Origin of the sequence: Kitasatospora sp. NPDC056138 (assembly GCF_042264695.1) — a bacterium.
GTDB lineage: Bacteria > Actinomycetota > Actinomycetes > Streptomycetales > Streptomycetaceae > Kitasatospora.
Map to the genome: position 1 here is coordinate 22,922 of NZ_JBHJVK010000083.1, position 11,003 is coordinate 33,924.

An 11,003-nucleotide genomic window follows, 5' to 3' on the forward strand; every position below is an offset into this window, starting at 1 on the left:
GCGCACACCGGGGTCCGGCGCGACGGCCGGAGCACCGGCGGTGGGGAACGCCCCCCGACATGCCACTGCCGCGTGGTTCCTCCCCGGTCGGGAGAGGAACCACGCGGCAGTGGTGCAGCTCAGTGGATCAGACGTTGAAGCCGAGCGCGCGGAGCTGGTCGCGGCCGTCGTCGGTGATCTTGTCGGGGCCCCACGGCGGCATCCAGACCCAGTTGATCCGCAGGTCCTTCACCAGACCGTCGGTGGCGGTCTTGGCCTGGTCCTCGATGACGTCGGTCAGCGGACAGGCCGCCGAGGTGAGCGTCATGTCGATGGTGGCCACGTCGTCCTCGTCGATGTGGACGCCGTAGATCAGGCCCAGGTTGACGACGTCGATGCCCAGCTCGGGGTCGACGACGTCCATCAGGGCCTCGGTCAGGTCCTCGACGGACACGGTGCCCGCGCTGGTGCCCACCGGCCCGTCGGGGCTGCCGTCGGCAGCCAGGGTCTCGGTCTCGCTCATGGATCAGTCCTTCAGTCGTTGATGGCGGGCTGCTCGGCGAGCGCCTTGGCGGTGGCGTCCTTCCAGGCCATCCAGCTCAGCAGGGCGCACTTGACCCGGGCGGGGTACTTGGAGACGCCGGCGAACGCGACCGCGTCCTCCAGCACCTCCTCGTCGCCCTCGCCCTGCCCCTTGCTCTGCATCAGCTCCAGGAAGGCCTCCTGGATCACCTGGCCCTCGCCGACGGTCTTCCCGACCACCAGGTCGTTCAGCACCGAGGCGCTGGCCTGGCTGATCGAACAGCCCTGCGACTCGTAGCTGACGTCGGCGACCACGGAGCCGTCGAGCCTGACCCGCAGGGTGATCTCGTCACCGCAGGTCGGGTTGACGTGGTGCACCTCGGCGTCGCCGTCCCGCAGCCCCTTGCCGTGGGGGTTGCGGTAGTGGTCCAGGATGATCTCCTGGTACATCGAGTCGAGCTTCATGTCGGTGGATCCAGCCCTCAGCCGAAGAAGTTGCGGACGTGGTGCAGGCCGGCGATCAGTGCGTCGACCTCCGCCGGCGTCGAGTACAGATAGAACGACGCTCGCGTGGTCGCCGGAATTCCGTACCGCAGGCACACCGGCCGCGCGCAGTGGTGGCCGACGCGCACGGCGATGCCCTGCTCGTCCAGCACCTGGCCCACGTCGTGCGGGTGGATGTCGCCGAGGGTGAAGGAGATCGCGGCACCGCGGTCGACGGCCGTACGGGGGCCGATGATCCGCAGGTCGGGGACCTCCAGCAGGCGCTCGACCGCGTACTCGGTGATCGCGTGCTCATGCGCGGCGATCTTGTCCATGCCGATGTTCGACAGGTAGTCCACGGCCGCGCCGAGGCCGACCGCCTGGGCGATCGGCGGGGTGCCCGCCTCGAACTTGTGCGGCGCGGGGGCGTAGGTGGACGAGCCCATGGTGACGGTCTCGATCATCTCGCCGCCGCCGAGGAACGGGGGCAGGTCCTCCAGCAGCTCCTGACGGCCCCAGAGCACGCCGATGCCGGTCGGCGCCAGCATCTTGTGCCCGGTGAAGGCGACGAAGTCGGCCTCCAGCGCCTGGACGTCCAGCACCATGTGCGGGGCGGCCTGCGAGGCGTCGATGAGCACCAGCGCACCGACCGACTGGGCCTTGCGGACGATGGTCTCGACCGGGTTGACCGTGCCCAGCAGGTTGGAGACCAGGGTGAAGGAGACCACCTTGGTCTTCTCGGTGATCAGCTCGTCGATGTTGGAGAGGTCGAGCCGGCCTTCGTCGGTCAGCCCGAACCACTTCAGCTTCGCGCCGGTGCGCTGCGAGAGCAGCTGCCACGGAACGATGTTGGAGTGGTGCTCCATCTCCGTGATGACGATCTCGGCGTCCGCGTCCACCCGGTACGGCTCGTCGGCCCAACCCAGCATGTTGGCAACGAGGTTGAGGGACTCCGAGGCGTTCTTGGTGAAGATCACCTCGTCCCGGCTCGGCGCGTTGATGAAGGCCGCGACCTTGTCCCGGGCACCCTCGTACAGCGCCGTGGCCTCCTCGGCCAGCACGTGCACACCGCGGTGCACGTTGGCGTTGTGCCGCTCGTAGTACGCGGTGAGGGCCTCCAGCACCTGGCGGGGCTTCTGCGAGGTCGCCGCGTTGTCCAGGTACACCAGGGGCTTGCCGTCGTGCAGCACCCGCTGCAGGACCGGGAAGTCCTTGCGGATCGCATCGGTGTCGAGCAGCCCGGTCAGCGCCGAGCCGGTATGGGTTGTCACTCGGAAGCGCCGCCCTTCACGTAAGCCTCGTAGCCCTCGTTCTCCAGCTTGTCGGCGAGCTCGGCGCCGCCGGACTCGACGATGCGGCCGCCCGCGAAGACGTGGACGTAGTCGGGCTGGATGTACCGCAGGATGCGGGTGTAGTGGGTGACCAGCAGGGTGCCGACCTCGCCGGTGGAGCGGACCCGGTTGATGCCCTCGGAGACGATCCGCAGCGCGTCGACGTCCAGGCCCGAGTCGGTCTCGTCGAGGATCGCGATCTTCGGCTTGAGCAGCTCCAGCTGGAGGATCTCGTGGCGCTTCTTCTCGCCGCCGGAGAAGCCCTCGTTGACGTTGCGCTCGGCGAAGGCCGGGTCCATCTGGAGGGCGGCCATCGCCTCCTTGACCTCCTTCACCCAGGTACGCAGCTTGGGGGCCTCGCCGCGGACGGCGGTGGCGGCGGTGCGCAGGAAGTTGGAGACCGAGACACCGGGGACCTCGACCGGGTACTGCATCGCCAGGAAGACGCCGGCCCGGGCGCGCTCGTCGACGGACATCTCCAGCACGTCCTCGCCGTCCAGCAGGACCGAGCCGCTGGTGACGGTGTACTTGGGGTGGCCGGCCAGCGAGTAGGCCAGGGTGGACTTGCCGGAGCCGTTGGGGCCCATGATGGCGTGGGTCTCGCCCTGCTTCACCGTCAGGTCGACGCCGCGCAGGATCTCGCGCGCGCCGCCCTCGGCATCGACGGAGACGTGCAGGTCACGGATTTCAAGCGTTGCCATGTGTACTCAGGACTCCTGGTTGACGGAGACGAGCACATCGTCCCCTTCGATCTTTACGGGGTAGACGGCGACCGGCTTGGTGGCGGGCAGCCCGGACGGCTTGCCGGAGCGCAGGTCGAAGCTGGAGCCGTGCAGCCAGCACTCGATCATGCAGTCCTCGACCTCGCCCTCCGAGAGCGAGACGTTCGCGTGCGAGCAGATGTCGTTGATCGCGAACACCTCGCCCTCGGTGCGGACGAGGGCCACCGGCACACCGTTGAGGTCGACGCGCTTGGGCACGTCCTCCTGGAGGTCGCTCAGCGAGCAGGCGCGCAGGAAGCTCATCCGACCGCCGCTTCCAGCTCGGCCTCGATCTTCTCCATCAGGTGGTCCTGGATCTCGGCGACGCCGATCTGCTGGACCAGTTCGGCGAAGAAGCCGCGCACCACCAGGCGGCGGGCCTCGTCCGCCGGGATGCCGCGGGCCTGCAGGTAGAAGAGCTGCTCGTCGTCGAAGCGGCCGGTGGCCGAGGCGTGCCCGGCGCCGACGATCTCGCCGGTCTCGATCTCCAGGTTCGGGATCGAGTCGACCCGGGCACCGTCGGTGAGCACCAGGTTGCGGTTGTGCTCGTAGGTGTCGGTGCCCTCGGCGGCGGCGCGGATCAGCACGTCGCCGACCCAGACCGCGTGCGCGTCCTGGCCCTGCAGGGCGCCCTTGTAGACCACGTTGGACCGGCAGTGCGGGGTGTCGTGGTCGATGATCAGGCGGTGCTCCAGGTGCTGACCGGCGTCGGCGAAGTACAGGCCGTAGAGCTCGGCCTCGCCGCCGGGGCCCGCGTAGCGCACCCGGGGGTGGATCCGGACCAGGTCGCCACCGAAGGTGACGACCACGGACTTGAGCGAGGCGTCCCGGCCGACCAGGGCGGACTGCTGGGCGGTGTGCACCGCGTCGCGCTCCCAGTCCTGGACGGAGACGAAGGTGAGCTTGGCGCCGTCGCCGACCAGCAGCTCGACGTTGGCGGCGCGGGTGCCGCTGCCGGTGTGGTTCAGCACCACGACGGCCTCGGCGAACGGCTTGACCTCGATCACCACGTGCGCGAAGCGGACGCCGCCCTCGCCGTGCACGTCGATCTTCACCGGCTCGGTGAGCACCGTCTCCTTGGGGACGGTGACGACCAGCGCCTGCTCGAAGGCGCTGAACGCCTGCGCGGCGACCCGGTCCACCGGCTTGCCGGCCTTGCCCAGGCGGGCGTCGTCGCGGCCGACGGTCTCGGCGGTGACGCCGTCCGGCAGGGCCAGCTCGATCTTGTCGGTGCCCTCGCCGGCCTGCGCGGCGGCGGCAGCGGTGCCGTCGTGCAGCCCGCCCAGGCGGTGCATCGGGGTGAACCGCCAGTCCTCCTCGCGGCCGGTCGGCACCGGGAAGTCGTTCACGTCGAACGAGGGCTTGACCGCGACGCGGGCGTCGATCGGCTGCTGGACGGTGGCCCGACCCGTGCCGGGACCGGCCAGTTTGTCACCGGCTCCGGTGGTCCCGACCTCGATCGAACCGGCGGTGGTGGCACCGGAGGTGTTCTGAACGTCAGCCATGGCTGTTCGTAGTGCTCTCTTCCTCAAAGGTGTGGATGGACGGCGCGCGGCCGGGCGTCAGCCGACGAGCGGTCGAGCGGTCTTCCTGCTCACTCGCTCCGCTCGTTCGGGCATCAGCCCACCGAGCCCTCCATCTGCAGCTCGATCAGCCGGTTGAGCTCCAGCGCGTACTCCATCGGCAGCTCGCGGGCGATCGGCTCGACGAAACCGCGGACGATCATCGCCATCGCCTCGAACTCGGTCATGCCGCGGCTCATCAGGTAGAAGAGCTGGTCCTCGCTGACCTTGGAGACGGTCGCCTCGTGGCCCATCGACACGTCGTCCTCGCGGACGTCCACGTACGGGTAGGTGTCCGAGCGGGAGATGGTGTCGACCAGCAGCGCGTCGCAGAGCACGTTGGACTTGGCGCCCTTGGAGCCCTCGCCGATCTCGATCAGACCGCGGTAGGAGGTCCGGCCACCGCCGCGCGCCACCGACTTGGAGACGATGTTGGAGGAGGTGTTCGGCGCCATGTGGACCATCTTGGCCCCGGCGTCCTGGTGCTGGCCCTCGCCGGCGAAGGCGATCGACAGGGTCTCGCCCTTGGCGTGCTCGCCCATCAGGTAGACGGCCGGGTACTTCATGGTGACCTTGGAGCCGATGTTGCCGTCGACCCACTCCATGGTCGCGCCCTCGTACGCCACGGCACGCTTGGTGACCAGGTTGTAGACGTTGTTCGACCAGTTCTGGATGGTCGTGTAGCGGCAGCGGCCGCCCTTCTTGACGATGATCTCGACCACGGCGCTGTGCAGCGAGTCCGAGGAGTAGATCGGCGCGGTGCAGCCCTCGACGTAGTGGACGTAGGCGTCCTCGTCGACGATGATCAGCGTCCGCTCGAACTGGCCCATGTTCTCGGTGTTGATCCGGAAGTAGGCCTGCAGCGGGATGTCGACGTGCACGCCCTTCGGCACGTAGATGAACGAACCGCCGGACCACACGGCCGTGTTCAGCGCGGCGAACTTGTTGTCACCGGCCGGGATGACGGTGCCGAAGTACTCCTTGAAGAGCTCCGGGTGCTCCTTCAGCGCGGTGTCGGTGTCCAGGAAGATGACGCCCTGCTCCTCCAGGTCCTCGCGGATCTGGTGGTAGACGACCTCGGACTCGTACTGCGCGGCGACACCGGCGACCAGGCGCTGCTTCTCCGCCTCCGGGATGCCCAGCTTGTCGTACGTCGCCTTGATGTCCGCGGGCAGGTCCTCCCAGGACTCGGCCTGCTTCTCGGTCGAGCGGACGAAGTACTTGATGTTGTCGAAGTCGATGCCGGACAGGTCCGAGCCCCAGGTCGGCATGGGCTTCTTGCCGAACAGCTTCAGACCCTTGAGCCGCAGGTTGAGCATCCACTCGGACTCGGACTTCTTCGCCGAGATGTCCCGGACCACGTCCTCGCTGAGCCCGCGCTTGGCCTCGGCACCCGCGACGTCCGGGTCCGCCCAGCCGTACTCGTAGGTGCCCAGGCCCTCGAGCTCCGGGTGCGAAACGGTGTCAGTCATGCGAGGTTCCTCCGCGCGGACGCTGAATTCTGATCGGTAGACGTAGACGTACCGGCAGTCGGCACGGCACCGGGCACCTGGCGCGGGCCGGGCGACGATGCGGCACCGGGTGCCGGCACATAGGTGGTGCAGACCCCGTCGCCGTGGGCGATGGTGGCCAGCCGTTGCACGTGGGTGCCCAGCAGCTGGGAGAAGACCTCGGTCTCCGCCTCGCAGAGCTGGGGGAACTGCTCGGCGATGTGCGCGACCGGGCAGTGGTGCTGGCAGAGCTGGGCACCCGCCGGAGCCTTCGCGGCAGCGGCGGGCGGCACCCGCCGCACGGTGGCAGCGTACCCGTCGGCGCTCAGCGCCTGGGCGAGAGCCTCGGTGCGCTCCTCCGGCCGGGCCTGGCCGAGCACGGTGAGGTACTTCTGGCCCTGCCTGCCGAACCGGGCGCGGGCGAAGGCGGCGACCGCCTCCTCGCCGGCCTTCCCGCCGCCCACCGCGTCGGAGATCCAGCGCAGGGCGTCGGCGGCCAGCTGGTCGTACGCCTGGTAGAAGGCGTCCCGGCCGGACTCCGTTAGGGCGAACACCTTGGCGGGCCGGCCCCGGCCCCGGCTGCCGTAGACCCGCTGTTCGCGGGACTCGACCAGCCCGGTGGCGAGCAGCCCGTCGAGGTGGCGGCGCACGGCCGCGGTGGTCAGCTGCAGACGGCTGGCCAGGTCGGCGGCGGAGGAGGGGCCGTGGTCGAGAATCGACCGGGCCACCCGGTCCCGGGTGGCCCGGTGGCCGTCCAGCAGGACCTCTGTCGCCGTCGCGGGCACGCCGCAGCCGGGGGCCGACTCGGCCTCCCGCTGGTCAACCTGCTCGCGCATGTTTTTCACAACACGATTGTTGCGTAATTCCTTCCCGGGAGACAAGCCGTGATCCACGCCTCATCCATGGCATCCATCACGCAGGCAAGCCTTACCTGACCTGCGAAAACGATCACGGCACGCGGTGTCGGGCCGCTCCGGGCGGTCCTCTTACACTCGCCGGTATGCAGAACGAACCGGCTGTCGCAGTGACCGGGCTGGTCAAGCGGTACGGCGACAAGACCGCCGTGGACGGCCTCGACCTGACCGTCCCGCGCGGCGCGATCACCGCCGTGCTCGGCCCCAACGGTGCGGGCAAGACCACCACCATCGAGACCTGCGAGGGCTACCGCCGCCCCGACGCCGGCACCGTCCGCGTGCTGGGCCTCGACCCGGTCGCCGACGCCCGGCAGCTGCGCCCCCGGGTCGGCGTGATGCTCCAGGCCGGCGGCGTCTACGCGGGCGCCCGGGCCGTCGAGATGCTGCGGCACACCGCCAGACTGCACGCCGATCCGCTGGACGTGGACGCCCTGGTCGAGCGCCTGGGCCTCGGCTCCTGCGGCCGCACCAGCTACCGCCGCCTCTCCGGAGGCCAGCAGCAGCGCCTGGCGCTGGCGATGGCCGTGGTCGGCCGCCCCGAACTGGTCTTCCTGGACGAGCCCACCGCCGGGCTCGACCCGCAGGCCCGGCACGCCACCTGGGACCTGGTCCGCGAACTGAAGCGCGACGGCGTGACCGTGATCGTCACCACCCACCACATGGACGAGGCCGAGGAGCTCGCCGACCGGGTCGCCATCGTCGACCGCGGCCGGGTGATCGCCACCGGCAGCCCGGCGGAGCTCCGCGGCCCCGAGGGCGAGAGCAGCCTGCGCTTCGAGGCTCCCGCCGGACTCGACCTCGCCACCCTGCGCAAGCTCCTGCCGGAGGGCGTCGCGGCCGGCGAGAGCAGCCCCGGCCACTACCGGGTCGAGGCCAAGCTCGGCCCCGAGGTGCTCTCGGCCGTCACCGAGTGGTGCGCCCTGGCCGGTGCCGCCCCCGAACGGCTCACGGTGCAGCTGCGCAGCCTCGAAGACGTCTTCCTCGATCTGACCGGACGGGACCTGCGTTCATGACCACCTCCTACTCCCCCGCCCCGGGCGCCGCGCCGGTCGGCCGGATGCTGCTGGCGCAGACCGCCTTCGAGACGAAGATGCTGCTGCGCAACGGCGAACAGCTGCTGCTCACCGTGGTGATCCCGACTGTGCTGCTGGTGCTGTTCAGCGCCGTGGACGTGGTCTCGGTGGACGGTCCCGGCAAACGGGTGGACTTCCTGGCGCCCGGCCTGCTGGCCCTCGCCGTGATGTCCACCGCGTTCACCGGCCAGGCCATCGGCACCGGCTTCGAACGCCGCTACGGCGTCCTCAAGCGGCTCGGCGCCTCCCCGCTGCCACGCTGGGCGCTGCTGACCGCCAAGACCGGCTGCGTCCTGATCACCGAGGTCCTCCAGGTCCTGCTGCTCTCGGTGATCGCCCTGGCCCTCGGCTGGTCCCCGCACGGCAACCCGCTCGCCGTGGTCGGCCTGCTGGTGCTGGGCACCGCCGCGTTCTCGGGCCTCGGCCTGCTGATGGCGGGCACCCTGCGGGCGGAGGCCACACTGGCCGCGGCCAACCTGGTGTTCATCCTGCTGCTGCTGGCGGGCGGCGTGGTGGTCCCGCTCGGCAGGTTCCCGTCCGCCGTCCGTTCGGCCCTGGAGCTGCTCCCGATCAGCGCCCTCTCCGACGGCCTGCGCTCGGTCCTCCAGTACGGCTCCGGCGTCCCCTGGTCCGACCTGGGCATCCTCGCCGTCTGGGCCGTCCTGGGCCTCGGCGCGGCGGCCCGCTTCTTCCGCTGGGAGTAACACCTCCGGGGGCGCTCTCGGGGAGTTCTCGGGGAGCTCTCCGGGGCGCCCCCCGACGCGCGTGCCTTCCCTATCGTGGGTACGTGACCTTTCATGGCTGGCCGGCCGAGGCGCTCGAGTTCTACGAGCACCTGGAGGCCGACAACTCCAGAACCTTCTGGGACGCGCACCGCCGCACGTACGAGGAGCACGTCCGCGCCCCGATGGCCGATCTGCTGGACGAGCTGGAGGACGAGTTCGGCCCCGGCAAGATCTTCCGGCCCAACCGCGACGTCCGGTTCAGCGCCGACAAGTCGCCGTACAAGACCCACATCGGCGCCCACCTGCGGGCCGGCGGCTACATCCAGCTCTCCGCCGACGGCCTGGCCTGCGGCAACGGCATGTACCAGCTCGCCGCCGACCAGCTGGCCCGCTACCGCGCCGCCGTCGCCGAGGACATCACCGGCGCCGAACTCGAACGCGTCATCGCCGGGGTCGAACGTGCCGGCCCCGGCGTGCACGGCCGGGACGCCCTGAAGACCGCGCCGCGCGGCTACCCGAAGGACCACCCCCGGATCGAACTCCTCCGCTACAAGGGCCTGGTCGCCTGGCAGGAGTGGGAACCGGCCGCCTGGCTCGGCACCCGCACCGCCGTCCGGCGGATCACCGGCTTCCTGCGCGCCTCCCAGCCCCTGAGGGACTGGCTGGACCACCACGTCGGCCCGAGCGAGCTCCCCGAGCGGTAGCTCCCCGGGTCGTGGCTCCGGCCCGCCCGCTCCCGCCGGGGCCGGCACGTTCGACACCGGCGTGCCGCCGGGGAGGGTGGTTCGGCTGCCGCCTCCGCTGTCTTCGGCCGTGACCGTGGCGCTGGCGGAGGGGCGGCCGAGGCCGGCGCGGCCGAGGCGGCACGCACGTCCGCGGGCCCGGCCGCGAAGTCGATCGGGGACGGGCCCCGGGGGGCGTCCCGGTAAGCGCCTCCGGACGCCCAGAGCCTACCTGCTCCCGGAGCGGGCACCGCTGCCGTGCATCACCTCGGCGCCCGCCCGGGTCGGCCGCAGCCGTCGGCCACGACCGTCGGCCGCAGCGGCCGGCCGCACCGGACCGAGGCACGGATCGGCCCGCGCCGCCGGGAGCGGCCCCACACCAAGATCCGGTGTAAGCCGACCTAGGATGAACGGGTGCGTACCCCCTCCTCCCTCCTCGCCGACCGCTGGCAGCCGTCCGCCGAGACCGTTCGCCGGGCCGCGCTCGCCGCGCTGGTGATGAGCGTAGTGATCGTGCTCACCGGCGGCGCCGTCCGGCTGACCGCCTCCGGCCTCGGCTGCACCACCTGGCCACGCTGCACCGGCGAGAGCCTGACGCCGACGCCCCAGATGGGCATCCACGGCGTCATCGAGTTCACCAACCGGATGCTCACCTACGTCCTGTGCGCGGCGATCGCCTGGGCCACCCTGGCCGCCCGCTGCCACCGCCCGTGGCGGCGCAGCCTCACCAGGCTCGGCTGGGCCCAGTTCTGGCTGGTGATGAGCAACGCCGTGATCGGCGGCATCACCGTGCTGACCGGACTCAACCCGTACATCGTCGCGGTCCACATGGTCGCCGCGATGGGACTGGTCTGGGTCGCCCTGCTGATGTGGGAGCGCAGCAAGGAGGGCGACGGCGCCCCGCAGCAGCTGGTCTCCCAGCCGCTGGTGCGCCTCTCGCAGGCGATGGTGGCGGTGACCGGCCTGCTGGTGCTGGTCGGCACGCTGGTGACGGGGGCCGGCCACCACCCGGGCTCCTCCAGCGACAACGGCAAGCCGGTGGACCGGATCCCGGTCGACTACGACCGGCTCGTCCAGGCCCACGCCGACCTGGTGTTCCTCTCGGTCGGCCTGGTGGTCGCCACGGTCTTCGTGTTCGCCGCGGTGAAGGCTCCGCCGGCGGCCCGTGCCCGGGTCCGCGAGCTGCTGGTCCTGCTGCTCGCCCAGGGGCTGCTCGGCTTCGTCCAGTACTTCACCGACGCACCCGAGGTCATGGTCGGCCTGCACATGCTCGGCGCCGCCCTGGTGTGGGCCGCCGCCCTGCGCGTCCCGCTCGCCCTGCGCACCCGCGCCGGGGAGCCGCTCCCGGCCGCACCGGCCGGGAAGACCCTCCAGGTCGTCTGAGCGAACAGAGGAGCGCACAGGGGCGCGGGGACCGCGCGAGACGAAATCTCGCGCGGTC

Annotated in this window: 12 protein-coding genes; 4 read left to right on the top strand and 8 right to left on the bottom strand. The window is 70.9% G+C overall.

Annotated elements, in window-relative coordinates:
* Window positions 1–127: 127 nt before the first annotated feature.
* The 8 genes from ACFC1R_RS33610 to ACFC1R_RS33645 all read right to left on the bottom strand — a co-directional run bounded on the left by ACFC1R_RS33610 (window position 128) and on the right by ACFC1R_RS33645 (window position 6,964).
* Complete coding sequence (locus tag ACFC1R_RS33610) at window positions 128–502, bottom strand: metal-sulfur cluster assembly factor (RefSeq protein WP_375945215.1); 375 nt, start codon at window positions 500–502, stop codon at window positions 128–130.
* 11 nt (window positions 503–513) lie between these two features.
* Window positions 514–966, bottom strand: coding sequence for a Fe-S cluster assembly sulfur transfer protein SufU (gene sufU, locus ACFC1R_RS33615; protein ID WP_045300529.1), 453 nt, complete (start codon window positions 964–966; stop codon window positions 514–516).
* 17 nt (window positions 967–983) lie between these two features.
* Window positions 984–2,231: a cysteine desulfurase gene (locus ACFC1R_RS33620; RefSeq protein ID WP_375945240.1), complete on the bottom strand. Its 1,248-nt coding sequence runs from the start codon at window positions 2,229–2,231 to the stop codon at window positions 984–986.
* Window positions 2,232–2,251: 20 nt separating this feature from the next.
* Window positions 2,252–3,016 carry a Fe-S cluster assembly ATPase SufC gene (sufC, locus tag ACFC1R_RS33625; RefSeq protein ID WP_375945218.1) on the bottom strand — a complete coding sequence of 255 codons (765 nt, stop codon included), beginning with the start codon at window positions 3,014–3,016 and terminating at the stop codon, window positions 2,252–2,254.
* Window positions 3,017–3,022: 6 nt separating this feature from the next.
* A complete protein-coding gene (locus tag ACFC1R_RS33630; RefSeq protein WP_375945220.1) occupies window positions 3,023–3,340 on the bottom strand; it encodes a bifunctional 3-phenylpropionate/cinnamic acid dioxygenase ferredoxin subunit in 318 nt (105 codons plus the stop codon).
* Complete coding sequence (gene sufD, locus ACFC1R_RS33635) at window positions 3,337–4,581, bottom strand: Fe-S cluster assembly protein SufD (protein ID WP_375945222.1); 1,245 nt, start codon at window positions 4,579–4,581, stop codon at window positions 3,337–3,339. Before sufD ends, ACFC1R_RS33630 begins: the two co-directional genes overlap by 4 nt.
* A 113-nt stretch (window positions 4,582–4,694) precedes the next feature.
* Window positions 4,695–6,110 (bottom strand): Fe-S cluster assembly protein SufB, encoded by a 1,416-nt coding sequence (sufB, locus tag ACFC1R_RS33640; protein WP_375945224.1) that lies wholly within the window; start codon window positions 6,108–6,110, stop codon window positions 4,695–4,697.
* Window positions 6,107–6,964: a helix-turn-helix transcriptional regulator gene (locus tag ACFC1R_RS33645; protein WP_375945226.1), complete on the bottom strand. Its 858-nt coding sequence runs from the start codon at window positions 6,962–6,964 to the stop codon at window positions 6,107–6,109. The genes sufB and ACFC1R_RS33645 overlap by 4 nt, the downstream gene beginning before the upstream one ends.
* 164 nt (window positions 6,965–7,128) lie before the next feature.
* On the opposite strand from ACFC1R_RS33645, the gene ACFC1R_RS33650 reads away from it, so the two are divergent.
* The 4 genes from ACFC1R_RS33650 to ACFC1R_RS33665 all read left to right on the top strand — a co-directional run bounded on the left by ACFC1R_RS33650 (window position 7,129) and on the right by ACFC1R_RS33665 (window position 10,945).
* Complete coding sequence (locus ACFC1R_RS33650; protein ID WP_375945228.1) at window positions 7,129–8,055, top strand: ABC transporter ATP-binding protein; 927 nt, start codon at window positions 7,129–7,131, stop codon at window positions 8,053–8,055.
* Window positions 8,052–8,819, top strand: coding sequence for an ABC transporter permease (locus tag ACFC1R_RS33655; protein WP_375945230.1), 768 nt, complete (start codon window positions 8,052–8,054; stop codon window positions 8,817–8,819). The genes ACFC1R_RS33650 and ACFC1R_RS33655 overlap by 4 nt, the downstream gene beginning before the upstream one ends.
* Before the next feature lie 83 nt (window positions 8,820–8,902).
* On the top strand, window positions 8,903–9,544 hold the full coding sequence (locus ACFC1R_RS33660) for a DUF2461 domain-containing protein (RefSeq protein ID WP_375945232.1): 642 nt from the start codon (window positions 8,903–8,905) through the stop codon (window positions 9,542–9,544).
* Between the two features lie 432 nt (window positions 9,545–9,976).
* Complete coding sequence (locus ACFC1R_RS33665; RefSeq protein ID WP_375945234.1) at window positions 9,977–10,945, top strand: heme A synthase; 969 nt, start codon at window positions 9,977–9,979, stop codon at window positions 10,943–10,945.
* Window positions 10,946–11,003: the final 58 nt, after the last annotated feature.